Below are 26,526 nucleotides of genomic sequence, written 5' to 3'. Positions count from 1 at the left end.
GTTGCGGTGGTGCCTCAAGCTTCTTGCTCCAGGCGCAGCCGCGGGGCGAGCGCCTCGCGGTCGATGCGTAGCTCGATGATCGCCGGTGTGCCGGCCCGACGAGCCTGCGCGAGGGCCTCGGGAAACTCGTCATCCCGGGTGACGACGGCACCGAAGGCGCCATAGGCGCGGGCCAGGGCGGCGAAGTCAGGGTTGACCATGTCGGTGGCCGAGGGACGCTGCGGATACTTGCGCTGCTGGTGCATGCGGATGGTGCCGTACATGCCGTTGTTGGAGATCAGCACGATCAGGTTGGCGCCGTACTGGCAGGCGGTGCCGAACTCCTGGGACACCATCTGGAAGCAGCCGTCGCCGGCCAGGCAAATCACCTCACGCTGGGGGTAGCGCAGCTTGGCGGCCACGGCCGCGGGCAGGCCATAGCCCATGGAGCCGGAGGTCGGGGCGAGCTGGGTGCGCCAGCCCCGGTAGCGGTAGTAGCGGTGCAGCCAGGCCGAGTAGTTTCCGGCACCGTTGGTCAGGATGGCGTCATCGGGCAGCGCCTGGTTGAGATGGTTGACGACATTTTCCATGCGCAGCGCCCCTGGCGTGGCTTCGAGCTGCTGCCAGGTATCGAAGTCTGCACGCGCCTTGGCGACCCAGTCGCGGCGTGCCACGCGAGGAGCCTCGGCGCGACTCGCCAGCTGCTTGACCAGGACACCGGCCCGGGCCACCACTGCAAGCTCAGGGCGATAGACCCGGCCGATTTCGCTGGGGTCGGCATGCACGTGGATCAGGCATTGCTCCGGCACTGGTGGGGTGAGCAGGGTATAGCCGCTGGTCGTCATCTCGCCAAGGCGCGCGCCGAGGGCGAGGATGACATCGGCGTCGCGAACCCGTTGCGCCAGTGCCGGGTTGATGCCAATGCCGATGTCGCCGACGTAGTTGGGATGGCGATTGTCGAGGTAGTCCTGACAGCGAAACGAGGCCCCGACCGGCACCTCGCAGATCTCGGCGAAGCGCGCCAGCGCCTGGCAGGCTTCGGCCGACCAACCGCCGCCGCCGACGATGACCAGAGGGCGCTCGGCCTGGGACAGGCGCGTGATGATGGCGCCGACGTCGCCGCTTGATGCCTCGCCGCTGGGCACGACCGCCTGGGCCACCGGCCGGGCAGAGCAGGGCGAGGACAGCATGTCTTCCGGCAGGGCCAGCACCACCGGCCCCGGACGCCCGCTCTGCGCCACGTGGAAGGCGTGGCTGACGTATTCGGGAATGCGTTCGACGCGATCGATGGTCGCCACCCACTTTGCCAGGGGCGCGAACATGGCGCCGTAGTCCACTTCCTGAAAGGCTTCGCGGTCGCGCTGGTCGCGGGCGACCTGGCCAACGAACAGGATCATCGGCGTGGAGTCCTGGAAGGCGACGTGGACGCCGCTCGAGGCATTGGTGGCGCCGGGACCACGGGTGACGAAGGCGATGCCGGGGCGGCCGGTGAGCTTGGCGTCGGCTTCGGCCATCATCGCGGCGCCGCCTTCGTGACGGGCGACAATGGTCTCGATGTCCGAGTCGTACAGGCCATCTAGGGCAGCGAGAAAGCTCTCGCCGGGAATGCAGAAGGCGCGATCGACGCCTTGGGCCTTCAGCGAAGCGACCAGAACCTGGCCGCCGTGTTGGTGGGTCTCGTCTGTCATGGAGTGCTCTTCCTGGAACATGAATTCGATGGCCGTGGGCGCGATCGGCAGAGACGACTTGCAGCGGTGAGAAGCGTATCGAGCGAATGGGCTTGTTGGGCTGGTGTTGCACGTTGCCCGCCTCGGCACTCTCCTTACGATAGGCGATCCAGCCGGGGGCCTGTTCCATCGTTGTGCGGTACCGCTCGCGGCCGGCGGCAGTCTTGTCGCCCGGTAGGTGAATAACCGAGGGGCGTGTGCCTGGTGCGGCGACGCCATGGCCGATCGGCTCACCGACAGGCTTCTGGTGGGTCGGCCGGCGCTCGCAGAGCGCGAGGACGGCATTTCCGCGGTCGAGCGCCATGGTGCCGGTGCGTAGATCAACCCGCATTAGGGGCTCCTGAATGGCGGTCGCCGCGGCCCGGTCGCAAAGGAGCCGGCATGGCGAGCCGGGCGTCGGGGCCAATCTATTTGTAGTACGTAATACAAATTGAGCGTTATGCGACTTTGGTGGCGGGGGCGCTGCGCCGGCGGCCGGTGACCCCACTAAAGTTCAATATCACGTTCTTCACCCGAGGCCTACTCTTGATCCCACTAGCTATTTGTATGATGTATTACCTACTCGCGTCCTCCCGGCCAAGCTGCCTGCTAGCAGCGCCCGGCATGCGCCACCTGGTGCCCCCGCGGTCATCACGCGCCGACCATGCTGCCGCTGCCGTCGGTCGCAGGAAGGCGCACACCAGCAACCACTTATTTCGCCGATGAGAGGCCCCATGCCCGCTATCGCCTTTGTCGACCTTGTCGCCACGTTGGAGCAGGCCCTGCTGAAAGCGGGGCTGGCGGCCAAGGATGCCGAACAGTGCGCTCGCGTCCATGCCGAGAGCACGCGGGATGGCGTCGCCTCTCACGGCATCGGGCGTATCGCCAGGTTCGTCGACTACGTGACCCGGGGCTGGGTGGATATCCATGCGACGCTGGTGCCGGTGACGGCGCTGGGGGCGCTCGAGGTCTATGACGGCGGCTGTGGCATCGGGGTGAAGAATGCGGTGGCCGCCACCGACCGGGCCATGGCACTGGCGCGGGAGCATGGCATGGGGCTGGTGGCGGTGCGTAATACCACCCATTGGATGCGTGGGGGGGACCTACGGATGGCAAGCCGCCGAACGAGGCTTCGCCGCCATCCTGTGGACCAACACCGAATCCTGCATGCCGGCCTGGGGGGCGGCCCAGCAGAGCATCGGCAACAACCCTCTGGTCATGGCCGTGCCGTCGCTCCAGACGCCGCTGGTGCTGGACATGGCCATGTCCCAGTTCTCCTACGGACGGCTGACCACGGCGCAGCAGCGTGGCGAAGCGCTGCCGGTGGATGGTGGCTTCGACGAGCATGGCCAGCTGTCTCGTGACCCTGCCGCCATCGCCGCGACGCGGCGCTTGCTGCCCACCGGCTACTGGAAAGGCTCAGGCCTGTCGATCCTGCTCGATGCCCTCGCGGCCCTGTTGTCACAAGGACGGACCAGCACTCGTATCGACCGGGTCCAGCGTGGCAGCGGTACCGGCTGCAGCCAAGTGTTTATGGTCTTCGACCCCGATCACCTCGGCGGCCAAGACGCCTGTGAAGCGATGCTCGCCGAGCTGACCGACCACCTGGCCGCCGCTCGGCCAGACGAGCGAGGACAGGCCGTTCGCTGGCCAGGAAAATCGACCTTCGAGCACCGCCGACTGGACGCAAGCGGCGTTGTCGAGGTGGACGATGCCACCTGGAAAGAGGTCGTGGCCCTGGCCGAGCGCTAGGCACTCGGTCGGCGTCCATTGCGCCGGAAAGTGAACGACGATCACCACAACTACAGCGTAACCAAGGTTGTCCCTATCGCCTGTGCCACGGCTCGGGCGATGCCCTAAAACAACGCTAAGCGGGAGTATCACCATGTTGAAGACTCAAGCGAACATCTCGGCCAAGGCCGTCGCCAGCACTACCTTGAAGACCACCCTGGGCGCCGTCGGTGCGCTGGTCGTGGCGGTGAATACGGCAAGCGCGGCGGACTATCCGGCCCAGGATATCCGCATGATCGTACCCTGGGGTGCCGGTGGTGGCACCGACGGCATCGTGCGCAAGATTTCGAATCTGGCAGAGGACGCCCTGCCCGGCACGATCTACGTCGAGAACATCGAAGGCGGCATGAGTGCCAACGGTCTGGTGCAGCTGATGGGCGCCCGCCCGGATGGCTACAACCTGGTCGCCCTGACCTACGACAGCGTGGTGACCGTGCCTTGGCAAGGCATGCTGTCGGGTTACGATATCGACAAGCTGTCGCTGATCGCGCGAATCACCAGCGAGCCGGATTCCGTGGTGGTGCCCGACGATTCACCCTATCAGAGCTATGAAGACCTGATCGCGGCGGCCAAGGCCGAGCCTGGCAGCATCCGTGCCGGGATCCAGAACATGGGGTCGCGCACCCACCTGACGCTGCTCCAGCTCCAGGACCAGGCCGATGTCGAGTTCAAGGTCGTGTCCTATCCCGGCGGCGCTGCACCGCAGAAAGAGGCGCTGCTCAATGGCGAAGTCGACTTTGCCCTGACCAGCCTCGGCGACTTCGAGTCACTGATCTCCGCCGGCGATGCCAGGGGGCTGATCGAGTTCACCGATACCCAGAGCGCCTCCTTCCCCGACGTGCCGCCGGCAAGCGCAAAGGACCTCGATATCGAGATGGGCAGTTTCGTGGTCCTGGCGGGTCCCAAGGGGCTGCCCCAGGACGTGGTCGACAAGCTCGAGCAGGCCTATCAGCAAGCGTACGAGAGCGAGGAGTTCCAGGACTGGCTGGTTCAGGTGGGCGTGACGCCGAACTGGCTGGGCGCCGAGGAGGTGACCCAGTGGGCCGAACAGACCCAGGAAGGCCTGTTCGCGCGGATGGATGATCTGAAGGACGAGGGCGTGCTTCAGTGATCCGCACTCCGCCGCCGCTCGGCGGCGGGGTCTCTCCCTTTTTTCAGGAGGTAAAGCCATGAAAATACTGTCTTTACTCGGAGGGAAGTGGCTCGTCCCTGGCCTGCTGGCCGCGATCACGACCGTCTACCTGTGGCAGGCGCTGGCCATCGGCGCACCGATCAGTCGGGGTAGCGTGACCGCATCCTTCTTTCCTCTGCTGCTGTGCGTGGTGATGTATGCCGCGCTCGGTTGCGCCGTGCTGCGCGACCTGCGCGGCGGTGAGGCTGTCGAGCGCGACGCGGAAGAAGGCGAACCGGCCGCGGGCAACGCGGGTGTCTCGGCGTTTGGGCCCTTCGCCATTGTGGTACTCACCGCGGGGTACATTGCGGCTTTCTCGTCGCTCGGCTATTCGCTATCGACGCTGGTCTACGCCTATCTCGTGATGATGGTGTTCGGGCGGTCGAGCCGGGGTGCCAAGGCACACCTGGCCCGATTGGCCATTGCCGTCGCGATAACCGTGCTGGGATATGGGCTCTTCGAGCTGGTGTTCCAGGTTCGTCTGCCGACCCCCTGGATGTGACGCCATGGAATACTTCTCCGACCTGATGGGTGGCTTCGCCGCCTTGGCACAGCCGGAAATCTTCGCCTATATGATCGGTGGCTACTTGATCGGTACCTTCTTCGGCGCCGTGCCGGGGTTGACCTCGATGCTGGCCATCGCGCTGTTGCTGCCCATGACCTATAGCCTGGACGTGACCGCCGCCCTGGTAGCCTGTGCCAGCATCTTCATGGCCGGGATGTGCAGTGGCAGTATCACCGCCACCACCATCAACATACCCGGGGCGCCGGCGTCGATGATGACGGCCATCGAAGGCTATCCCATGCAGCAGCGTGGCGAGGGCGCCAAGGCCTTGGGCCATGCGGCGCTGGCGTCGATGATCGGTGGTGCGATCGGTGCCCTCCTGCTGATGGTGATGGCGCCGCTGGCCACCGACGCGGCGCTATTGATCCGAACGCCAGGCAAGTTCTCGTTGATCGCCTTCGCCCTGATCGTGATCGTCATCTCCCAGCGGGATTCCATCCCCAAGGGACTGGTGGCGACGACGCTCGGGATCATGGTTGCCACGGTAGGCATCGACGTGATGCAGCCCATCACGCGCTTCACCTTCGGCACCGGCGTGCTGATGCAGGGCATCGATATCATGCCCTTGGTCATCGGCGCCTTCGCCGTCAGCGAATTGCTGGTGCAGGCTCAGAACAAGGCCGACCGCACCGTGGATCGTGACGACATCAAGGCCGCGGCCATTCGCCGCCGGGACTTCATTCCGCCGCTTTCCGAGATTCGCGAGATCGGTGTCTATCGCTACATCAAGACGGCGATGATCGGCTACGCCGTGGGCGTGCTGCCCGGGGCCGGCGGTTCCATGGCGGCCTTCGTCGCCTACGCCGAATCGATGCGCAGCTCCAAGCATCCGGAACGCTACGGCAAGGGCTCGGTGGAAGGCATCGCCGCCGCAGAGGGCGCCAACAACGCCATGTGCAGCGGTGCCTTCGTGCCGATGCTGTCGTTCGGGATTCCCGGGGACCCGACCACCGCGATCGTCCTCGGCGTGCTGGTGATCAATGGCCTGCAGCCGGGTCCTCAGTTCCTCGATACCCAGATGGCGCTGGTGGCGCCGATGTTTGCGGCCTTGATGGTCAGCGCCTTGATACTGGTGCCGTTGACGCTATACCTGCTGGGGCCGTACTTCGTGCGGATCGTGTCGATCCGTCGCGACGTTCTCTATGCGAGTATCGCCGTGGTGGCCCTGGTGGGCTGTTACGTCGCCACCTACTCGATCTTCCAGATGGCCTTGGCGCTGCTGTTCGGGGTGCTGGCGTTTGCCATGCGGCGCAACGGCTATCCGATCGCCTGCTTGCTGCTGGGCTTCGTGCTCGGGCCTAGCCTTGAAGAGTATTGTCGGCGCTCGCTGTCGATCTCCGATGGCAGCCCGATGATCTTCTTCACCAGCTTCGACAGCCTGTTCTTTATCGCTCTCACGGCGGTGTTCTACTACTTCATGGTGATCCGCAAGCCCCAGGCGCAACAGCCCGCGTGACCGTCCTGGGCCGGGAACCTCGCGCCTGAGTTTCCCGTCATGAACTTCGCTGCAGCCAGGCGTGACAACGCCTGGCTGCGTATCGAGGAATCGCACCCAACGACAACACCTGGCTGCGTATCGAGGGGGCGCTCCCAATGACAACACCTGGCTGCGTATCGAGGGGGCGCTCCCAACGACAACACCTGACTGCGTATCGAGGAATCGCACCCAACGACAACACCTGGCTGCGTATCGAGGGGGCGCTCCCAATGACAACACCTGGCTGCGTATCGAGGGGGCGCTCCCAACGACAACACCTGACTGCGTATCGAGGGGGCGCTCCCAACGACAACACCTGGCTGCACGTTGGGGAATAGCGTCCAACGACAAGGCCCTGCGTCGCTGACGACGCAGGGCCTTGTCATTTTTAGGTGATAGCAGGGTTTGGCATCAGGCCCTTACCGCTCCTCGCTATTGAGGCACGGGGCGAGCGCAGGTGAGCCGACGGGGAGTCAGGCGGCGTCCAGCGGACGCGACGGCCCGAAGTGCTCGAAGCGGCGGTGACTCTCGGGAACCCCCAGCTCGCTCAGGCAGCGGTTGACCGCGCTCATGAACGGCTGAGGGCCGACGAAGTAGCACTGGGCGTCGCGGTCCGGCAGCAGACGGGCCAGCAGGTCGCGCTCCAGGCGCCCCTGAACGTCGCCTCCCTCGCCCCGCTCGTAGGCGCAGACCTTGGTCAGGCGGTCGGGGTACTCGGCGAGCAAGGCGCTGAGCTCGCCGACGAAGGCGTGGTGCTGGGCGTCGCGGGCGGCGTGAACGTAGCACACCCGGCGACCCTGCTTGAGCGCCTGGCGCGCCAGCGGCAGCATCGGTGTCTGGCCGACCCCGCCGCTGATCAGCATCACCGGCGCATCGCTTTGGTCGAGCACCAGTTCGCCGGCCGGGGGCAGCAGCTCCAGGGTATCGCCGAGGCGAGCGCGCTGGTGCAGATAGTTGCTGACCACGCCGCCGGCCTCCTGCTTGACCGAGATGCGGTAGCCGCGACCGTTGGGGCTACCCGACAGGCTGTAGTGGCGATGGACGACGTCGCCGTCGATGGTCAGGCGCAGGCCGATGTACTGGCCGGGCAGGGCGTCGGCGACCGGGGCGCCGTCCACCGGCTCGAGATAGAAGGAGCGAATGACCTCACACTCGCGTTCCATGGCGGCGATGCGAAACTCGCGCAGGCCCTCCCAGCCACCGGGGCGCTGGGCAAATTCCTGATAGCGCTCGGCCTCGGCGGCGATCAGCAGTGCCGCCAGATCGTTGTAGAGCGCGCCCCAGGCGTCGGCGATCTCGGCGGTGACCGCATCGCCCAGGACTTCGCCGATGGCGGCCATCAGGCACTCGCCGACGATCGGGTACTGGCTCGGCTGGATGCCGAGGGACACATGCTTGCTGATCACCGAGGCCATGGCAGTTTGCACATCGTGAGGCTTGCCGCGCAGGCCGACATAGGCGAGGACGCCACGGGCCAGGGCCTTGGGCTGGCCACCATCGGCCTGGTGGGCCTGATTGAACACGGCGCGCACCTCGGGGTAGCGCTCGAACATCAGCGGATAGAAGCGTGCGGTGATGGCATCGAGGTGCTCGGCGACGATCGGAGCGGTGGCGTCGATGATGGCGTCTTGTGCGCTAGTGGTCATGGTGACTCCTGTCAGGGGTGTCAACGTGGCGGCGTCTTGTCGACGCCTGCCGGGTACCTTCCTAAAAGGCAATTCCCATGCCCTTTTACGGGGGGTGCGCCATCCTGCCGCAGTCTCGGGGCAGGAGCGCCCAGGCGACGCGCCTGATCGTGGCGGGCGCTGCGCGGATGGCGGGAGGCAGCATGCCGAGAAAGACGCTGGTAGTGTCCAAATGACTGCGAGCTTGGTGTCATAATGACCCTTATGGTGTCATGATGACACTGGCGCGGATCGGTGAGCCGGCGCCGATACCGGCACCGCCGCGGGTCGGTGCCGCCGCCACTCACCGCACAGCAACCGGATGGAGCACGCCGATGGTGACTTTCCTCAACAGCCTGCGCGACGTCCTCGCCGGGCTCGATGGCGATGCCACGGGCCTCAACGAGGCCTGGACTCGCCTGTTGACCGCGCTGCTCAGGGGCACGCCGGCGGATGCCAGTACCCTGATGGTGGCCGACGGTGACGCCTTGCGTCCGGTGGCGGCCCTGGGTCTGCCGGACGGGATTCGCGGACGCCGCTTCGCGTTGGCCGAGCACCCCCGCCTGGCGGCTATCGCCGAGCACCCCGGTGTGTGTCGCTTCGCTGCCGATAGCGATCTGCCGGATCCCTTCGATGGCCTGCTCGACGACAGCATGAGTCACGTCCATGACTGCCTGGGTGTCGCGCTGCGCGACGACCAGCGGCTGGTCGGGCTGGTGACGCTGGATGCCGTGACGCCGGGCAGCTTCGGTGCCCTCGATGACACCGAACTGCTGGCCGCCGCCAACCTGCTGGGAACCTGCCTGCGCCTCGCGGAACGGCTGAGCCAGACCCGCTCGCAGCTCAGCGAAGTGTTGGTCGACTCGCGTCGACGCGCGCCCATCGAGCACTGGAACAGTGTCGCCATGCGCCGCTTGATGGCGTCGGTGGCGCTGGTGGCACCCACCGACATGAGCGTGCTCGTGCATGGAGAGACAGGCGTCGGCAAAGAGGCCGTCGCGAGGGCGCTGCACCGAGCGTCACCACGTGCCAGCGGCGCCCTGGTGGAGGTGAACTGCGCCGCCTTGCCGGAGTCGCTGATCGAGAGCGCCCTGTTCGGCCATCGGCGTGGGGCCTTCTCCGGGGCGGTGGCCGATCATCGCGGGCATTTCGCCATGGCCGACGGCGGTACCCTGGTGCTGGATGAGATCGGCGAGATGCCGCTGGCGCTGCAGCCCAAACTGCTGCGCGTCTTGCAGGACGGTGAGGTGCAGGCGCTGGGGAGTGAGCGGCCGACCCGGGTCGACGTGCGCATCGTCGCCGTGACCAATCGTGATCTCGCCGCAGAAGTCGCCGCCGGGCGCTTTCGTGAAGATCTTTACCATCGCCTGGGGGCTTTCCTGCTCAGAGTGCCGCCGTTGCGTGACCGTCCCGAGGATATCCCGCTGCTGGTGGGGCACTTTCTCGAGCAGACCCGTCGCCGGCTCGGGGTGGCCAACCTGCGCCTGGCGCGAGGAGCCGAAGTGGCCTTGTCACAGTGGCCGTGGCCCGGCAATGCTCGCGAGCTCGAGCACGTGATCTCACGGGGGGCGCTGCTGGCGCTGGGCGAGCATGGTGGAACCTCGCCACGCCGCTTGATCCTGAATTTGCGCCATGACCATCTGCAGTTGGCGCCGGTGGTGGCGCCTGATCCTCAGGTGTCGACCCTACCGGCCTGGCCAGGTGGCGATTCAGGCGCCGACGATGGAGGGCTGCGAGAGGCCACCGATGCTTTCCAGCGCGAGCACATCCAGCGCGCGCTGGACCGGGAAGGCAGTTGGGCCGGGGCGGCCCGGGCGCTGGGCCTGGACCCGGCCAACCTGCATCGGCTCGCCAAGCGTCTCGGCCTCAAGGCGCGGGAGCTGGACTAGCGCCGGCGTTGGCGAGCCAACGCCGGTTCGAGCACGGCGACGGGGCTGTCCTGGACACCAAACGGAAATGGCGCATTGCCGGTACCTTTGATATGGGTCATGGTGATTGGCGCTGCATAGCGCCACACTGTGGATAACCTAGCGCTGCACTCGGGTACTGCCATGGCCTTCGAAGACTCCTCCTCGCTTTCCCGCGCGGTGCCGCTGACGCGGCTCGCCTTTCGTCCGTTGTTTCTGCTGGCGTCGGCCTTCAGCGTCCTCGCCCTGCTGGTCTGGCTGGGCTTCTGGCATGGTGTCTTCGTCCTCGAGCCCCACGCGGGCATGCTGTGGTGGCATCAGCACGAGATGCTGTTCGGGGTAGTGGTCGCGGTGATCGCCGGTTTCCTGCTGACCGCGGTACAGACCTGGACCGGGCACCGAGGCCTGCACGGCTGGCCGCTGGTGGCATTGGTCGGCCTGTGGCTCGCGGCACGCCTGTTGCTGGCGTTTCCCGTGGCCCCCACCGGACTGGTGGCGGCGTTGGATGTCGCCTTCCTGGTCGCGGTCTGCGGCGTCATGGCGCGCATGATCATCGCCGCCAAGCGCTGGCGCAACCTGGTCTTCCTGCCGGTGCTGGCGGGGCTCGCCGGGGCCAATCTGGGGAGCCACCTGGGGGTGCTCAACGGGGACCCTGAGTTGGTCCGTCAGTCGTCGTATTTTGCCGTGTTGCTGGTTGTCACCGTGATGGCGGTGCTCGGTGGACGCGTGATCCCGATGTTCACCGCCAATCGTCTTGGCCTGACCCGCAAGCCGCCTTGCCGCGTGGCGGAGGGGCTGGCCATGGGCAGCTTGGCGCTGGCGGTGCTGGTCCAGCTCGGTGTGGTCCTGGGGGGCGCGCTGCCGTCCTGGTTGCTGGCGACGCTGCTGGGCGTCGCCGCGCTCTCGCACCCTCTGCGCCTGGCGCGGTGGCAGGGGCTCGCGGCCCGTCGTGAACCGCTGCTGTGGAGCCTGCACCTGAGCTACGCCTTCATTCCCGTGGGCCTGGCGCTGTGGGCGCTCTCGCTGGTCGGGGTGGGACGAACCGAGCTGGGGATCCATGCCCTCACGGTGGGGGCCATGGGGACCATGATGCTGTCGATGATGGCGCGGGTGTCGCTTGGCCACAGCGGCCGTCCGATGCGCTGCCTGCCCGGTATCGGGATAGCGCTGGCGCTGCTGGTAGCGGCCGGCGTGATGCGCTCCGTGATCCTGGCGCTGTGGCCGTCCATCACCCACTGGACCTACACCCTGAGCATACTCGCCTGGTGTGCGGGCTACACCCTGTTCGTGGTGCGCTACGCCGGCCTGCTGGCCTCCGCCCGACCCGACGGTCAAGCAGGCTAGGCCATGTGGGACTATGCCTTGGTCAAATCGCTGCATGTCGGTCTGGCGCTGGCCAGTGTTGGCTTGTTCGCCCTGCGCGCCGGGGTGTCGGTGGTCGCGGCCAGCCCTTTGCAGTGGCGCTGGCTGACATGGCTGCCGCACCTGATCGATACCCTGCTGCTGGCACTCGGCGTGACGCTGGTAGCGATCACCGCCCAGTGGCCGCACCAGACGCCGTGGCTGGCGGCCAAGCTGCTGGCCTTGCTGGTCTATATCGGCCTTGGCAGCATCGCCATACGCCGCGGCAAGACGCCGGCCACCAGAGCCATGGCAGCACTGGCGGCGCTAGCCACCTTCGTCTACATGGCGGGGGCCGCCGTTCACCATAGCCCGCTGTCCTGGTGGGCATAGGAATGGCTTAGGCCAGGCGCGCGCGCCCACACACACAAGGACGATGCCGCCTGGTGGCAACGCAAACCGCGTCCCTTCCGTTCGTTTCTGCCGGTGGCTTACTGGCTGTCTTGCGGCCGCCTCGGTCGGTTTTCTTCTCCTCCGTGCGTCGCCATCAAATGCTTTCTTTAGGCAAGAAGTGACGCACATCATATTCCGAGTGTTTGGGTCAGGTATTCGCCGTTTGTCGCTCTTACAATAGACGCTGGCGCCCCATTCGTGGTGCCGATGGGCCGGATATCGAGGAGGGGAGGATCATGGCCGAGGGGCTGACAAAATCCGCAGCACGCAACATCTTCTATGGTGGGTCGCTGTTCTTTTTCCTGATTTTTGTGGCGCTTACCGCCCATAGTCATTGGTACATGGCGACGACATCGACCGTCGACAAGCCGCTGACTGACTCGGTGCGCGCGGGCAAGGAAGTGTGGGAAAAGAACATGTGCATCAATTGCCACACCATCATGGGTGAGGGGGCTTACTTTGCGCCCGAACTCTCCAATGTCTGGACGCGCTATCACGGACGCGAGAATCCCGAGGCCGCGCGGGCGGGCCTGGCGGCATGGATTCGCGCTCAGCCGCTGGCGGTGCCGGGACGGCGCAAGATGCCGCACTTCGACCTCAGCGATGAAGAGATGACGCATCTCATCGACTTCCTGAGCTGGGTGGACGCCATCGACGATCAAAACTGGCCGCCTCACGTCTCGGGTTGAACGCAATGATTCGATGCCACGGCGGTTGGGTCACGACGTTCACGTCGGACCGGCTTTGTGGGTAAAGGGTCGAGGAGAAATAGAGAAATGAAATACGAAACACAGAAGATCGCTCTGGCGTTTTTTGCGGTGGCGATGGGGCTGTTTGCGCTGCAAATAGTCTTTGGAATCATGGCGGCACTGGTCTATGTGATGCCAGATTTTCTATCGCAGTTCATGCCCTTCAATGTCATTCGCGTGAGCCATACGAACCTGCTGATCGTCTGGCTGTTGATTGGGTTTATGGGGTGCACCTACTACCTGATGCCGGAAGAGGCCGAGTGCGAGATTCACAGCCCCATGATCGCCTATCTGCAGCTGGGCATCTTCGTGATTGCCGGGGTGTCGGCGCTGGTCTGCTATCAGCTTGGGATCTATGAAGGGCGCGAATTCCTGGAGCAGCCGTTCTTCGTCAAGGTGTTGATCACCGTGTCGTTCTTGATGTTCCTTTTCAATACCAGCATGACGCTGATCAAGGGCCGCAAGACCACCATCAACCTGGTGCTGATGCTGGGTCTGTGGCTGGCCGCGGTGTTCTGGCTGTTCGCCTTCTACAACCCCGGCAACCTGGCGGTGGACAAGCTCTACTGGTGGTGGGTCGTGCACCTGTGGGTGGAAGGCGTGTGGGAGCTGATCATGGCCTCGCTGCTTGGCTACCTGCTGATCAAGATGTCCGGTGTCGATCGCGAGATCATCGAGAAGTGGCTGTACGTGATCGTCGGCCTGTCGCTGTTCTCGGGCCTGCTCGGAACCGGCCACCACTACTACTGGATCGGCGCGCCGAAGTACTGGCAGGCGATCGGCAGCATCTTCTCGACCCTCGAGGTGATTCCGTTCTTCGCCATGGTGGTATTCGCCTTCGTGATGTTCTGGAAGGGCTCGCGCAACCATCCCAACAAGGCGGCGATGCTGTGGACCCTGGGCTGCCCGACGGTGGCGTTTTTCGGGGCCGGGGTGTGGGGCTTCATGCACACCCTGTCGTTTATCAACTACTACTCCCACGGCACCCAGGTCACCGCGGCCCATGGCCACCTGGCCTTCTACGGCGCCTATGTGATGTGCATCCTCGGCGTGATCAGCTATGCCATGCCGCATCTGCGTCGCAGCCTGCCGTATAACCAGGTGCTCAACATGTGGGCGTTCTGGATCATGACCGCGTCGATGTGCTTCATGACCTTCACCCTGACCTTCGCCGGTGCGGTACAGACGCATCTGCAACGGGTCATGGGCATGAACTACATGGAAGTGCAGGACCAGCTGGGTCTGTTCTATGCCATGCGTCTGGGTACCGGCGTGGCCGTCGCCATCGCCGCGGGGCTGTTGCTGTACGCCTTCTTCGGACCGACGCGTAATACGCAAACCGCCGGTAGCGCCACGGCCAATGCGAGCGCCCACTAGGTCGCTAGCCATGTCGGGGCCGTCGATCGGCGGCCCCTTCCCGCTTCCTGCCGGACCCATCGCGGTCCGGCGCCTGAAGACCAAACCGCTGCACCGTCTGTTCCCACGCGAGCCAAGAGGCCTTTGCCATGACGACATCCACTGTCTCGACGCTGGCGCCCGCGGCGTCGATTCCTTTCTATGAGAGCGTCGGCCGCGAGTGCGAGCTGTTCGAACACGCCTATCGCCAGCGTCTACCGCTGCTGTTGAAGGGGCCGACGGGCTGCGGCAAGACGCGTTTCGTCGCCCATATGGCGGCGAAGCTGGGGTTGCCACTGCATACCGTGTCCTGCCACGACGACCTGACGGCCTCGGATCTGACTGGCCGCTATCTGCTCAAGGGCGGGGAGACCCAGTGGGTCGACGGTCCGCTGACCCGAGCGGTACGCGAAGGCGGCATCTGCTATCTCGACGAGGTGGTCGAGGCGCGCAAGGACGTCACCGTGGTGCTGCATCCGTTGACCGACGATCGCCGCATGCTGCCGCTGGAGCGCACCGGCGAGACCCTCGAGGCGCCCGATAATTTCATGCTGGTGGTGTCGTACAACCCCGGCTACCAACATATTCTCAAGACGCTCAAGCCGAGTACCCGACAGCGCTTCGTGGCGCTGTCCTTCGACTTTCCTCCGTTTGACGCCGAGTGCGATATCGTCGCCCGGGAAAGTGGCCTGCCGCGTGAGCGCTGCCAGGCGCTGGTGAGCCTGGCGGCGCGGCTGCGCGCCATGAAGGGTCAGGATCTGGAAGAGGGCGTTTCGACGCGCCTGCTGATCTACTGCGCTAGTCTGATCGCCGCCGGCATGCCGGTGATGGACGCCGCTCGCGCCACGCTGCTGGAGCCGTTGTCGGACGACCCGGACGTGCTTTGCGGCATCGAAGAAGTGGTGCTCGCCACCTTCGGTTGAGTCTTGTCGCGCCGGCAGCGACTGTCGCCCCGGCGCGTTCTGCCCCCCTGTTGCCGATGCCCGCGGGTGCCGGCTCATGCGCCTCAGGACCCATCATGCTGGAATTTCTCGAAGTCGAAGAGTTTGTCGGCCGCCGCTGGCATCGCTGGGCCTCCCGGGCGGTCAGCTATCCCGACCACGCCGATGCCGCCTGCGAGCTCGAGGCGCTCAAGGGCACCCTGGGCGTGATGTTTCGTGCCAGCGGCGGCGAGCCCGGAGTGACCCTCGGCGCGATAGGGGCCCGAGCGTCGCGCCACCGGCTGTCGCTGCGACAGCGCCTGGGCTTCGATGAGGAGCTCTTGGCGACCTCGCGGCTGGACGAAGAACAGCTGCTGCTCCCCGAACGCTTGGCGGTGCTGCCAAGCCATGACGCCAATCGCGATCTGCTGCTGTGGCTTGCCATGTCGCTGCCACGGACCCGTTGCCGGGCGACGCCGCAAGATCCGCTGCTGGCGGATCTGACCTTCCTGGCCGAGGCGCGTCGAGCGACGCTGGACACGCTGACGGCCTGGCCGGGCTTTGTGGCGCGTCATGCCGCCCTGTGCCGTGGGCTTCTGGCGGTGCGCCCGGTGCGCAAGCTGCCGCCGGTCGAGAGTCAGGTCGAGGCGTTGGTGCGCTGGCTGCTGGGCGATCCGGCGCCGCTGGGTGAGTCGGCGAAGGCCCTACGCCAAGTGATGGAGGCGCTGGCGTCGGGCGTTGGCGGCGCGCCTGCCTCAAGCGCCGCGCCGCGAGACTATCGGCCCTTTCTGCCGGTGCCGCTGTGGGGCCGAGTGACGACGCTCGGCACCGTGAGCGCCGAGCATGACGACGAGGATGACGCCGAGGATAACGACGAAGACGGCGCCGCTCAGGCCCAGGAAGTGGCCGGCGCCAAGCGCCAGGCCGAGAGGCGCTATCAGGATCAGGCCGAGCGTGACGATCCGCTGATGCTCAACGCCTCGGAGAAGATGCTGTCCTGGGCCGAAATGGTCAACGTCAACCGTCACGTCGACGACGAGGAGGAGGACGCCGCGCGCCAGGCCGCCGATCAGATCGAGGAGATCGTCCTCAGTCGCCACCACAAGCGCGCAGCATCCAGGCTCAAGCTGGAGCTGGATCTGGCACCGGGCTCGGTTGTCGGCGATGCGCTGGTCGGCGAGCACACCTATCCCGAGTGGGATTACCGCAAGGGCATTCTGCGCCGCGACCACTGCCGAGTGATCCATGAGGCCGCGGCCGATACAGAGCGGGGCGATGCGGCTGCCTGGCAGCCCGACGAGGCCTCGCGTCGACGCATACAGCGGGTCAGACGCCAGTTCGAGGCGCTGCGCCCCAGGCGCGAAATCCTGCGTGCCCAGCCCGACGGCGACGAGCTGGATCTCGATGCGCTGATCCGCACTCGCTGCGACCTGGCGGCCACCGGCGACAGCCGCGGGCGCTGTTTCCTCGATACGCGTGCGCGCTCGCGGGACATGGCGGTCTCGATCCTGGTCGATGTCTCGCTGTCCACGGATGCCTGGCTCGAACAGCGCCGGGTGCTGGATGTGTCCCGCGAGGCGCTGCAGGTGCTGGGGCACGGCCTGGCGGCCTGTGGCGACGACACCGCCATCCACAGCTTTACCTCCCAGCGTCGCCACAAGGTCTGGGTGCGCTCGCTGAAGACCTTCGATGAGCCGATGGGAGAGGCCGTCACGCGGCGCATCGGCGCCCTGGAGCCGGGGCACTATACCCGCATGGGGCCGGCGATTCGCCACCTGACCAAGTCCTTGGCCGAGCGTCCCAATCGTCATCGACTGTTGCTGGTGCTGACCGATGGCAAGCCCAATGACACCGATTACTACGAGGGGCGTTACGCCATCGAGGACACGCGCCATGCGGTGCGTGAGGCCGGGCGCCAGGGGATCAAGGTGTTTGCCGTGACCATCGATCGCGAGGCCAATCGCTATGTCGGACGGATCTTCGGCCGCGGTGGTTTCACCATCGTGCCGCGCCCGGAACATCTGGCGCTGGCGCTGCCGGCGATCTATCGCCAGCTCGTGGCCGACTGATGGGGGCGGTTTATCCGCCACAGCGCCAGCACTGGGCTATCGGAACGAGCTATCGGAACCGGAATGACCTACCGGAACGACCTATCGGAATGACCAGGAGAGCCTATGTTCGCCACACGAATGCCCGCCGCACTCGCCGTTAGCATCGCGCTGGCCGCGGCCTTCGCCGTCTTTACCCCGCTGGCCTGGCTGATCCATCACCGCGACTGGGGCATCGCGCTGATGCCCCTGGTGCCGCTGCTGGTGTGGGCCATGATGCGGCTATGGCGGCGCCTTGCCGGCTAGGTGGGAGCCGGCGCTCATGCGATTCAGACGCTCATGCGATCCAGGCAGGCAGCACGACGGCGGCGCCCATGGCGCCGATCATGACCATGACCAGGGCCGTAAACAGGCCGCGCCAGGAGGCCGGCGCGGCGCGCAGGTCGAGGTAGTCGGCGAGGATGCGGTGGGCCTTGATGCCCGAGGCGAGCAGGATCAGCACGACCGCCACGGGCGAGAGCCCCGCGGCAAGGTCGCTGGCGTCAGCGGAATGATTGGCTGAAGGATGAAGGCCGGATGCCCCCATGGACACCAGCGTCAGGGCCATGAGCATGGCCCAGGCGATCCATAGGCGGCGGGCGGGGGGCGGGGTCATCGGCTTGGCTCCTGGGGCTTGTGTCGGGTGATCAAGGCCCGATGGTTGCGGCTCTCTTGCGGCTCGCTCGATGCCGGTCGATCACAGTGCGTCGTTAGCGCAATAGATACAGTAGCGGATAGAGCAGCACCCAAATCAGATCGACCATGTGCCAGAAGGCACAGACGGTGACGACGGTATCGCGCTGCGGGCGCCAGGCGGCAATTCCGAGTAGGCAGAGTCCGAACACCACGTGGGCGGCGTGAAAGCCGGTCAGGCCGAAGTAGAAGGTGAAAAAGGTTGTCGACTCGGGGGTCAGGCCATGGGCGAACTTGCCGCCGTATTCGATGCCCTTGATGACGCAAAAGGTGGCGCCCAGCGCCATGGCGATCAGCAGCCAGCGGCGGGTCGCTGCACGGTGCGCGAGCTGGCATTCGCGCACCGCCATCGCTGCCGCCAGGCCACTGGTGACCAGCACCAGGGTGTTGACGCCGCCCCATAGCGCGCTCAATTCGCGCTGGCCTGCGATAAAGGCCTGGGGCTCGAGGGCTCGCTGCCAGGCGTAGAGGCCGAAAAAGGCGGCGAAGACCAGCAGCTCGCTTAAGATCAGCACCCACATCAGCGGGTTGCCGGGCAGCGCCGAGAGCGGGCCCCAGCCGGGATTGGGGAGGCCGGGGTCACCGTCAACGGCGACACCTTGCCTCGCCTCGGGGTCGGGCATGGTCATGACGAGGCGCTATTGGCGGGGGCCGAATCTGCGGGGGCCGAATCTGCGAGGGCCGAATCTGCGGGGGCCGAATCTGCGAGGGCCGAATCTGCGGGGGCCGAATCTGCGAGGGCCGAATCTGCGGGGGCCGAATCTGCGAGGACAGAGTGCGGCGCGCCGAGCGCCCCCCGGAAGGGCGAACGTCGCTCCATCAGGCGGTGAATGCCGAAGCCGCAGCGTCCCACCGTCCACACCAGGGTGGCGGTGAAGGCGAGATAGCCGAAGGTCCAGGAGGTTAGGGCAGGGAGCCCGATAGCCCCGAACAGCCACCACAGGCCGAGCCCGGCCAGCGTCCCCAGGACGCTGTACCAGAAGGTGCGGGTGAGAAAGCGCAGATGATCGCGGATCCAGTCGGGGTAGCGCTGTCGGCGCTGCACGGCATGGGCGATGAGCACCGCAATGGGCGCGGTGACCACGGCCATCACAGCACCCAGATACAGGCCATACAGCACCATGGCGAGATGAAACCCCGGCGCAACCGCCGCCGGTGGCGTCGTTGTGCTCGGCTGAAGGCCGGCGGCGGCAAGGGTCGCCGCGGGGGAACCGTGGTGCCTGCTCAGGCTGGATGACGGCATGAGGGTCTCCTTTCGTGTCACAGACCGATGCGGTGAGCGCGATCGGTAAAGAAGATGCCGCTCGGCGATTCGGCGTCGAGTTCGGCCAGTTTTTCGAAGGTGGCGGTGTCGTAGACCACCACTCGGTTGCTGTCTCGGGCCGAGATCCACACCTCCTCGCCGCGCGGAGAGAATTCCATGTGCAGCACGGCCTCGCCGGGGCTCAGGGTACGCAGGATCTCGTGGCTCTCGGTGTCGATGACCTGGACTCGATCGTTGTCGGGATGGGCGAAGTTGACCCACACCTGGCGCTGATCGGGACGGCTCATCACGAACACCGGCTGGCCGTGGACCTCGATGCGATCCTCCAGCGTCCAGTCGTTGCGGTTGGCCACCAGGATCTCATGGCGACCGATGGCCGGTAGCCAGGCCTGATCGCCGGTCATCGTCCAGCCCTCGAGATGCGGCATCTTGAACACCGGCAAGCGCTCGTCGCCCTGGCGGTAGCCCTCAAGAATTCGCTCGACGCCGAGCTCGGGGTGCCACAGATCGAGTAGGGCCAGGCCCTCATCACCAAACAGGCCGGCGACGTAGTAGCGCCCGCTGGGGTCGATCAGGGCGTCGTAGGGCTCGCGGCCGATGTCCTCGAAGCGGGTGACGCTGGGCGGCTGGTCGTCGGTCATGGTGGTCATGTCGATCACCTGAATCTGGCCGGCGTCCCACAGGCTATAGACGAATCGATTGCCGGGAGCATCCACCAGCCCGACCACCTTGGAGCGCGCCTCGCTGCCGTCGGCGCGGCGATAGCTCGCGGGAATGTCGGCCACCGGCGCCAGGCTGTCGGCATCGAACACCCTCACGCCGCCGGGTTCGTAGTTGGCGACCGCCACGTAGCGACCGTCCTGGGAGATCGCCCCGCCGATGCTGTTGCCGGACTGCATGACGCGGCCTGTGATCTTGCCGCACAGCAAATCAACCTTGGTCAGGCCGCCATCGCGGCCAAACACGAAGGCGTAGCGCTCGTCGCTCGAGAACTTGACCGAGGCATGGGACAAATCGCCCAGGCCATCGATATGCGTAAGGACGCTGTGATGGCGCCGATCGACCACGGCGAGCCGGCCACTGGCCCGCTCCACCACCACGCCCAGCCCCCCGGTGGCACGCAGCGGGCAGGCCGCGTCCTGGGGCGCAGCCGATGCCGGGGCGCCGGCCGCGGCAGACGGGCCTGACGCGATGGTGCCCACGGCCAGGATCAGGCCGGCGAGAAAGGCGCCGGCATGAAAGGGGCGCAGCCTTTGAACGGCCAATGTCATGGGCGCTGTCTCCTGTCGGGTGTCGTGGTATCGGCTGTCGTTGTTGTATCGGTTGTCGTGGTATCGGGCGCTGTCGCGTCGGGGGCGTTGCGCTGCAGCTCGTCGGCCAGCCACAGGGCTTCGTCGTCGTTCAGCAGCGTCGCCCAGGGTGGCATCGGGGTGTCGGGGATGCCGCTGAGAATCAACCCGGCAAGGGCGTTGCGGTCGTAGGCGTTCATTCGCTGGCGGGTCAGGGCGGGGCCAAGTCCGCCCTTGAGTGTCATGCCATGACAGGACCCGCAGTCCTGATACAGCAAGGAGCGCAGCGATGCCTGGTGATCGGCGCTCAAGGCATCCGCGTGGACGCTTCCCGCGAGGCCTAGAAGGGCCCACAGAAAGGGGGCGAAAGAAAGGACGCGCATGGCGATATTCCCCCGAATGGCGAGCATGGGTGTGGCCTAGGATTGTCGATGATTCATGATAGATATTCCTTGATGTAGGTCGTGTTTTATTCGCTGTCGGTGGTTTTTGGAGGCGAGCGTGAAAGAGGCGAAGCGAGCATGGCGACAGAGAATGCTGTTATGCCGGTTCGATGATGTAGGTCAATGACGTCATGACATATTCACTGGCTATCGTGATATCTCTTCTGGGTGCGTTTTAATTTCTTAGTTAAATCAATATCTTGTCTTGTATTTTCTAATAAAAGAATGCAACTGTTGGAAAGTTGATGCCGATCAAAAGGCGGCTGAAGACCGAGTGCATCAGTCGGAATTACGCGCTTTGATTAGAACGTGGTGGAATTGGCGCTGAGTCTGTCGTCAAGGAATGGTTTTATCGAAATTCTCGATAATGGCAAGGCGTTGTTTTGTTAAATGATGTAGGTGGCAAGACGATAATAACGACCGGAAAATCCTGGCGATGTCACATCAAAGTGGATCATGACTCGAGGTGAAAAGATGACCAGAAGCGTCACGACTCTCAGACCCATCGCCGCGGCCGTTGCACTCGCCATCGTCGGTATGGGAAGTGCCTGGGCAGGCGATGGAAATGCGACTCCGGCCGAGGCGGCCTATCAGGCCAGCCCTTCCGGTATCGATGCTGCCAAGGTAATGATGCCGGATGAAGAAGGCGCGCCGGCGATGACCCGGGAGGAATTCGACCAGGCCAAGGAGATCTACTTCGAACGCTGTGCGGGGTGTCATGGGGTGTTGCGCAAAGGCGCCACGGGCAAGCCGTTGACCACCGATATCACCCGTGAGCGGGGAATGGACTACCTCAAGACCTTCATCACCTACGGCTCCCCCGCCGGCATGCCCAACTGGGGCACGTCCGGTCAGCTGACCGACGACCAGATCGACATGATGGCGCGCTACGTCATGCACGAGCCGCCGGTGCCGCCGGAGTTCGGCCTGGCCGACATGAAGGACACCTGGGAAGTGTTCGTGGCGCCGGAAGACCGCCCCACCGAGCAGTTGAACGACCTGGACCTGGACAACCTGTTCTCGGTGACCCTGCGTGATGCCGGTCAGATCGCCCTGATCGATGGCGACAGCAAGGAAATCGTCAAGGTGCTCGACACCGGCTATGCGGTGCACATCTCGCGGATCTCCGCCTCCGGTCGTTATCTGTTCGTCATCGGTCGCGATGCCCGGGTCGACATGATCGACCTGTGGATGGAGGAGCCCACTACCGTCGCCGAGATCAAGGTCGGTCTCGAGGCGCGCTCGGTGGAGACCTCCAAGTTCGAAGGCTTCGAGGACGACTTCGCCATCGCCGGCACCTACTGGCCGCCGCAGTACGTGATCATGGACGGTGAGACCCTGGAGCCGCTGAAGATCGCCAGCACCCGGGGCATGACGGTTGGCACCCAGGAATACCACCCGGAGCCGCGGGTCGCCGCCATCGTCGCTTCCCATCAGCACCCGGAGTTCATCGTCAACGTCAAGGAGACCGGCAAGGTTCGCCTGGTCAACTACGAGAACCTCGATGCGCTCTCCACCGTCGAGATCGATACCTCGCGCTTCCTTCACGATGGCGGTTGGGACTCCAGCGGCCGTTACTTCATGACCGCGGCCAACCAGTCCAACCAGATCGTGGTCATCGACGCCCAGGATCGTGATCTCGAGGCCATCATCGATGTCGGCAAGACGCCCCATCCGGGCCGCGGCGCCAACTTCGTCGACCCCGAGTTCGGGCCGGTGTGGGCGACCAGCCACCTGGGCGATAACACCATCTCGCTGATCGGGACCGATCCCGAGGGGCATCCGGATCAGGCCTGGACCGTCGTGCGCACCCTGGAAGGGCAAGGTGGCGGGTCGCTGTTCATCAAGACCCACCCGGAGTCCGAGCATGTCTACGTCGATACCGCTCTGAATCCCGATGCGGCGATCAGCCAGAGCGTGGCGGTCTACAACGTCGACGACCTGGAGGCCGACTATCAGGTTCTGCCGATCGCCGATTGGGCGGAGCTCGGCGAAGGACCCAAGCGGGTCGTGCAGCCCGAGTTCAACCAGGCCGGCGACGAGGTGTGGTTCTCGGTGTGGAACACCATGGATCAGAGTTCCGCGATCGTGGTGGTCGACGACAAGACCCTTGAGCTCAAGGCCGTCATCCGGGACGAGCGACTGGTCACCCCGACCGGCAAGTTCAACCTGTTCAACACCCAGCACGACATCTACTGAGGAGACCCCGCGTCGCAACGGCGCGGGGCTGACTGAGACGATGGGCCGCCTCGGCGGTCCGTCGGTTACCCACCCCGTTTTGTCGACGTTGTTCGTCATGTGAGTTGCCGATGCGCCAGCCGTTACCCGTCATCGCCCCCGTTCCCGATCGCCAGGCGGAGCCGGTGCGACTCGATAGCGTCGATCGCCGTCTTATCGACCTTTACCAGCGCGGTCTGCCGCTGACCGAACGTCCCTATGCCAGCATGGCCAAGACCCTTGGCATCAGCGAGGGCGACCTGATTTACCGCCTCGAACGCCTGTGTGAGCTCGACGTCATCGGTCGGGTCGGGGCGGTGTTCGACCATCGCCGTGCCGGCGCCAGCGAGCTGGTGGCGGTGGCGGTACCCGAGAGAGATCGCGACGCCTATGCCGCGGTCATCAATCGCTGCCCGGGGGTGAATCACAACTATGCCCGGGAACATGAATTCAATCTGTGGTTCGTGATGACGGCACCCGACGAGACCTGTCTTGAACTGCGCCTGACGCGGCTCGAACAGGAGCTCAAGCAGCCACTGCTGCGTCTGCCCATGGTCGAGGGGTACCACATCGACCTGGCCTTCGCGATCCCCTGGGACAGCCTGGAGGCATCATGAACCACTTTCCTGCAGCACTCGCCGGCGGCCTGTCGCTGGCCCCGGTGTCCGCACCGGCCGGGGCCGCCCCGATCGATCCTCGCGATGCCGAGAACCGACTCAGGGCCTGCCTGGAGCAGGGCCTGCCGCTGGTGCCAGACCCTTGGAGCGAGGTGGCAAGGCAATGCGGGCTCAGCCGTGACGAGGTGCTGGCGCTGGTTCGTCGCTGGTGCGAGGACGGCCTGATCAAGCGCCTTGGCCTGGTGGTGCACCATCGGCGTCTTGGGCTCACCGCCAATGCCATGGTGGTGTGGCAGCTACCCGAGGAGGAGATTGATCGCGTCGGCCGAGTGCTGGCGGCGGAGCCGGCCGTCACCCTGTGCTACCGCCGCGTGCCGCGGCCGCCGCGCTGGCCCTACAACTTGTTTTGCATGATCCATGGGGCGCGCCGCGAGGCCGTGCTCGAGCAGCTCGGCACCATCTCCCGCCGCCACGGCCTCGAGTCGACTCCCCACCGCGTGCTGTTCAGTCATCGTGCCTATCGCCAGTGCGGCGGGCGCTATAGCCAGGGAGGCCCCGCATGACGCCAACCATGCCCGAACCGGCCACGCTGGATGCCCTCGACCGTGTGCTGATCAACCGCCTGCAGCACGGCATTCCGATGACACCACGCCCTTACCAGGACCTGGCCGACGAGCTGGGCCTCGATGAGCCGAGCGTGCTTGCGCGGCTCGCGGATCTGCTCGAGCGCGGCGTGCTCAGTCGTCTGGGGCCGATGTATCACGCCGAGCGCCTCGGTGGTGGCCTGACCCTGGCCGCCATGGCGGTCCCGGAGGACGATTTCGAACGCGTGGTCGAACGGGTCAATGGTTACGCCGAGGTCGCCCATAACTACCGTCGCGAACATCACCTGAACATGTGGTTCGTGATCGCCACCGACCGAGTGCAGCGCGTCCAGGAGGTGATCGACGCCATCACCAGAGACTGCGGGTATGCGGTGGTCAACCTGCCCAAGGAGGAGGAATACCATGTCCGGCTCCACCTATCCGTCTGACGATGAAGGGTTCGGCCGCTGGCCCGATGCCGCCATCGATCCGTGCGCTGGCGTCCCGACCGATGCCGATGAGCGCGGCGTTATCGACGCCCGCGACCGGGCGATTATCGCGGCCACCCAGGGCGGCCTGCCGCTGGTCTCCGATCCCTGGCGCGCGGTGGGAGAGCCGCTTGGCATGTGTGGTGAGGAGGTCCTGGCGCGGATGCAGCACCTGCGTCTGACTGGCGTGATTCGCCGCGTCGCGGCGGTACCGAACCATTACCGATTAGGGTACGTCGCCAATGGCATGACGGTATGGGACGTGGCCGACGAGGAGATCGACCGCCTCGGCGCCGAGATCGCGACCGTCGCGGGCGTTAGTCACTGCTATCGCCGTCCGCGCCACCTGCCCGAATGGCCCTACAACCTGTTCGTCATGCTTCACGGTCGTCGGCGCGAGGATGTGGAAACTCAGGCCGAGCATCTGCGCGGCCTGCTGGCCGATGCCTGCAGCGGTTATCGCATCCTCTACAGCAGCCGCATCCTCAAGAAGACTGGGCTGCGCATCGCCAGCCCCGCGAGTTCGCCACGGAGGCCGCCATGTTCCGCGTGACCCGCTATCTCAAGACCCTGCTCGAACCGGCGCCGATCGCTCCAGCGCGGCGTCCGCCAGGGCCCGTGGTGATCTGGAACCTGATCCGGCGCTGCAACCTGACCTGTCATCACTGCTACACGGTGTCGGCGGATATCGACTTCAAGGGCGAGCTGTCGACGCCGGAGGCGATGGCGGTGCTCGATGACCTCAAGGCGTTTCGCGTGCCGGCGCTGATCCTGTCCGGCGGCGAGCCGCTGATGCGACCGGATATCTTCGATCTGTCCCGGCGTGCCAAGGCCCTGGGGCTCTATACCGGGCTCTCGACCAACGGCACCTTGATCGATGCCTCGAACATCGATGAGATCGCCGATTGCGGCTACGACTATGTCGGCATCAGCATCGATGGCCTCGAGGCCACCCACGACAAGATTCGCCAGCGCCAGGGTGCCTTTCGCGAGTCCATGCGTGCCGTCAGGCTGTGCAAGGCGCGCGGCATCAAGGTCGGCCTGCGCTTCACCCTGACCCGCGACAACTACGCCCAGTTCGACGACATCCTGGCGCTGACCGCCGAGCATGAGGTCGACAAGTTCTACCTGTCACACCTGAATTATGGTGGTCGCGGTCACCGCCATCGCAAGCACGATGCCTGGCACCAGATGACCCGCGATGCCATGACCCGCCTGTTCGACCACTGCCGCGCCGAGCTCGAAAGAGGGATCGAGCGCGAGTACGTCACCGGCAACAATGATGCCGATGGCCCCTATCTGCTGCACTGGGCGGCCCGTCATTTTCCTGCCGAGGTGCCGGCCCTGCGCCAGCGTCTGTTGAACTGGGGGGGCAATGCCTCCGGTGAGTTCATTGCCAACATCGACAACCTCGGCAATGTGCACCCGGACTCGTTCTGGTGGGACCACAGCCTCGGCAACGTTCGTGAGCGGCCGTTCTCCGAGATCTGGCGTGACGCTGAGGATCCGCTGATGACGGGGTTTCGTCGCCATCCGCGGCCGCTCAAGGGGCGCTGCGGCAACTGCGGCTACCTGGCGATGTGCAACGGCAATACCCGAGTCCGAGCGTGGAAGACGACGGGAGACGCCTGGGCAGAGGATCCGGGCTGTTATCTCGATGACGAGGAGATAGGCGTGGCCCCATCTCGCTCATCGGACCTGATTTTGACTACCGGCTGAACAGGAG

25 protein-coding genes and 2 pseudogenes are annotated in these 26,526 nt (G+C 65.4%); 19 read left to right on the top strand and 8 right to left on the bottom strand.

The features are described from left to right. Positions 1–14 precede the first annotated feature (14 nt). Both ACUN9Y_RS14815 and ACUN9Y_RS14810 read right to left on the bottom strand, forming a co-directional pair. On the bottom strand, positions 15–1,667 hold the full coding sequence (locus ACUN9Y_RS14815) for a thiamine pyrophosphate-binding protein (protein WP_445461489.1): 1,653 nt from the start codon (positions 1,665–1,667) through the stop codon (positions 15–17). Positions 1,668–1,743: 76 nt separating this feature from the next. Continuing rightward, positions 1,744–2,037: pseudogene (locus tag ACUN9Y_RS14810) on the bottom strand (NIPSNAP family protein); the annotation flags it as partial. A gap of 370 nt (positions 2,038–2,407) precedes the next feature. On the opposite strand from ACUN9Y_RS14810, the pseudogene ACUN9Y_RS14805 reads away from it, so the two are divergent. From ACUN9Y_RS14805 to ACUN9Y_RS14785, 5 genes and pseudogenes are all read left to right on the top strand, one after another. Further along, positions 2,408–2,728: pseudogene (locus tag ACUN9Y_RS14805) on the top strand (Ldh family oxidoreductase); the annotation flags it as partial. A gap of 49 nt (positions 2,729–2,777) precedes the next feature. Beyond that, on the top strand, positions 2,778–3,437 hold the full coding sequence (locus ACUN9Y_RS14800; protein ID WP_445461488.1) for an Ldh family oxidoreductase: 660 nt from the start codon (positions 2,778–2,780) through the stop codon (positions 3,435–3,437). Between the two features lie 133 nt (positions 3,438–3,570). After that, a complete protein-coding gene (locus ACUN9Y_RS14795) occupies positions 3,571–4,587 on the top strand; it encodes a Bug family tripartite tricarboxylate transporter substrate binding protein (protein ID WP_445461487.1) in 1,017 nt (338 codons plus the stop codon). Positions 4,588–4,645: 58 nt separating this feature from the next. Beyond that, entirely contained in the window at positions 4,646–5,149 is a 504-nt protein-coding gene (locus tag ACUN9Y_RS14790; RefSeq protein WP_445461486.1) for a tripartite tricarboxylate transporter TctB family protein, read from the top strand. Positions 5,150–5,153: 4 nt separating this feature from the next. After that, a complete protein-coding gene (locus ACUN9Y_RS14785; RefSeq protein ID WP_445461485.1) occupies positions 5,154–6,668 on the top strand; it encodes a tripartite tricarboxylate transporter permease in 1,515 nt (504 codons plus the stop codon). Positions 6,669–7,162: 494 nt separating this feature from the next. On the opposite strand, the gene hmpA is transcribed toward ACUN9Y_RS14785, so the two are convergent. Beyond that, on the bottom strand, positions 7,163–8,335 hold the full coding sequence (hmpA, locus tag ACUN9Y_RS14780) for an NO-inducible flavohemoprotein (RefSeq protein WP_445461484.1): 1,173 nt from the start codon (positions 8,333–8,335) through the stop codon (positions 7,163–7,165). 353 nt (positions 8,336–8,688) lie between these two features. On the opposite strand from hmpA, the gene norR reads away from it, so the two are divergent. The 8 genes from norR (at position 8,689) to ACUN9Y_RS14740 (ending at position 17,472) form a co-directional block, all read left to right on the top strand. Beyond that, positions 8,689–10,242 carry a nitric oxide reductase transcriptional regulator NorR gene (gene norR / locus ACUN9Y_RS14775; RefSeq protein ID WP_445461483.1) on the top strand — a complete coding sequence of 518 codons (1,554 nt, stop codon included), beginning with the start codon at positions 8,689–8,691 and terminating at the stop codon, positions 10,240–10,242. Positions 10,243–10,404: 162 nt separating this feature from the next. Then, positions 10,405–11,604 carry an NnrS family protein gene (locus ACUN9Y_RS14770; protein WP_445461482.1) on the top strand — a complete coding sequence of 400 codons (1,200 nt, stop codon included), beginning with the start codon at positions 10,405–10,407 and terminating at the stop codon, positions 11,602–11,604. A 3-nt stretch (positions 11,605–11,607) separates the two neighbouring features. Further along, positions 11,608–11,994: a SirB2 family protein gene (locus tag ACUN9Y_RS14765; protein ID WP_445461481.1), complete on the top strand. Its 387-nt coding sequence runs from the start codon at positions 11,608–11,610 to the stop codon at positions 11,992–11,994. Between the two features lie 296 nt (positions 11,995–12,290). Continuing rightward, positions 12,291–12,743, top strand: a complete 453-nt coding sequence (locus tag ACUN9Y_RS14760) for a c-type cytochrome (protein WP_445461480.1) — start codon at positions 12,291–12,293, stop codon at positions 12,741–12,743. A gap of 87 nt (positions 12,744–12,830) precedes the next feature. Then, positions 12,831–14,180: a cbb3-type cytochrome c oxidase subunit I gene (locus tag ACUN9Y_RS14755; RefSeq protein ID WP_445461479.1), complete on the top strand. Its 1,350-nt coding sequence runs from the start codon at positions 12,831–12,833 to the stop codon at positions 14,178–14,180. A gap of 128 nt (positions 14,181–14,308) precedes the next feature. Beyond that, positions 14,309–15,121 carry a CbbQ/NirQ/NorQ/GpvN family protein gene (locus tag ACUN9Y_RS14750; RefSeq protein ID WP_445461478.1) on the top strand — a complete coding sequence of 271 codons (813 nt, stop codon included), beginning with the start codon at positions 14,309–14,311 and terminating at the stop codon, positions 15,119–15,121. Between the two features lie 95 nt (positions 15,122–15,216). Beyond that, positions 15,217–17,187, top strand: a complete 1,971-nt coding sequence (locus ACUN9Y_RS14745) for a nitric oxide reductase activation protein NorD (protein ID WP_445461477.1) — start codon at positions 15,217–15,219, stop codon at positions 17,185–17,187. Between the two features lie 105 nt (positions 17,188–17,292). Beyond that, the gene (locus ACUN9Y_RS14740) at positions 17,293–17,472 is read left to right on the top strand and encodes a hypothetical protein (protein ID WP_445461476.1); all 180 of its coding nucleotides are present in this window, start codon (positions 17,293–17,295) and stop codon (positions 17,470–17,472) included. Positions 17,473–17,503: 31 nt separating this feature from the next. On the opposite strand, the gene ACUN9Y_RS14735 is transcribed toward ACUN9Y_RS14740, so the two are convergent. From ACUN9Y_RS14735 to ACUN9Y_RS14715, 5 genes are all read right to left on the bottom strand, one after another. Further along, a complete protein-coding gene (locus ACUN9Y_RS14735) occupies positions 17,504–17,821 on the bottom strand; it encodes a cytochrome C oxidase subunit IV family protein (protein WP_445461475.1) in 318 nt (105 codons plus the stop codon). Between the two features lie 94 nt (positions 17,822–17,915). Then, positions 17,916–18,527, bottom strand: coding sequence for a cytochrome c oxidase subunit 3 family protein (locus tag ACUN9Y_RS14730; protein WP_445461474.1), 612 nt, complete (start codon positions 18,525–18,527; stop codon positions 17,916–17,918). Further along, positions 18,524–19,141 (bottom strand): DUF4870 family protein, encoded by a 618-nt coding sequence (locus ACUN9Y_RS14725; protein WP_445461473.1) that lies wholly within the window; start codon positions 19,139–19,141, stop codon positions 18,524–18,526. Before ACUN9Y_RS14725 ends, ACUN9Y_RS14730 begins: the two co-directional genes overlap by 4 nt. A gap of 17 nt (positions 19,142–19,158) precedes the next feature. Further along, complete coding sequence (locus tag ACUN9Y_RS14720; RefSeq protein ID WP_445461472.1) at positions 19,159–20,433, bottom strand: cytochrome D1 domain-containing protein; 1,275 nt, start codon at positions 20,431–20,433, stop codon at positions 19,159–19,161. Next, positions 20,430–20,834, bottom strand: coding sequence for a c-type cytochrome (locus ACUN9Y_RS14715; protein WP_445461471.1), 405 nt, complete (start codon positions 20,832–20,834; stop codon positions 20,430–20,432). Before ACUN9Y_RS14715 ends, ACUN9Y_RS14720 begins: the two co-directional genes overlap by 4 nt. Positions 20,835–21,368: 534 nt before the next feature. On the opposite strand from ACUN9Y_RS14715, the gene ACUN9Y_RS14710 reads away from it, so the two are divergent. From ACUN9Y_RS14710 to nirJ, 6 genes are all read left to right on the top strand, one after another. Next, positions 21,369–23,093: a cytochrome D1 domain-containing protein gene (locus ACUN9Y_RS14710; protein WP_445461470.1), complete on the top strand. Its 1,725-nt coding sequence runs from the start codon at positions 21,369–21,371 to the stop codon at positions 23,091–23,093. A gap of 110 nt (positions 23,094–23,203) precedes the next feature. After that, positions 23,204–23,728 carry an Lrp/AsnC family transcriptional regulator gene (locus ACUN9Y_RS14705; protein WP_445461469.1) on the top strand — a complete coding sequence of 175 codons (525 nt, stop codon included), beginning with the start codon at positions 23,204–23,206 and terminating at the stop codon, positions 23,726–23,728. Next, a complete protein-coding gene (gene ahbB, locus ACUN9Y_RS14700; RefSeq protein ID WP_445461468.1) occupies positions 23,725–24,291 on the top strand; it encodes a siroheme decarboxylase subunit beta in 567 nt (188 codons plus the stop codon). The genes ACUN9Y_RS14705 and ahbB (ACUN9Y_RS14700) overlap by 4 nt, the downstream gene beginning before the upstream one ends. Further along, on the top strand, positions 24,288–24,761 hold the full coding sequence (locus tag ACUN9Y_RS14695) for an Lrp/AsnC family transcriptional regulator (RefSeq protein WP_445461467.1): 474 nt from the start codon (positions 24,288–24,290) through the stop codon (positions 24,759–24,761). Before ahbB (ACUN9Y_RS14700) ends, ACUN9Y_RS14695 begins: the two co-directional genes overlap by 4 nt. Continuing rightward, positions 24,736–25,353: a siroheme decarboxylase subunit beta gene (ahbB, locus tag ACUN9Y_RS14690; protein WP_445461466.1), complete on the top strand. Its 618-nt coding sequence runs from the start codon at positions 24,736–24,738 to the stop codon at positions 25,351–25,353. Before ACUN9Y_RS14695 ends, ahbB (ACUN9Y_RS14690) begins: the two co-directional genes overlap by 26 nt. Next, on the top strand, positions 25,341–26,519 hold the full coding sequence (gene nirJ, locus ACUN9Y_RS14685) for a heme d1 biosynthesis radical SAM protein NirJ (RefSeq protein WP_445461465.1): 1,179 nt from the start codon (positions 25,341–25,343) through the stop codon (positions 26,517–26,519). The genes ahbB (ACUN9Y_RS14690) and nirJ overlap by 13 nt, the downstream gene beginning before the upstream one ends. Positions 26,520–26,526 lie beyond the last annotated feature (7 nt).

The organism is Halomonas sp. V046, assembly GCF_052645355.1.
Note: the sequence above shows the minus strand (reverse complement) of the source record. Positions and strands in the feature narration are given on the sequence as shown.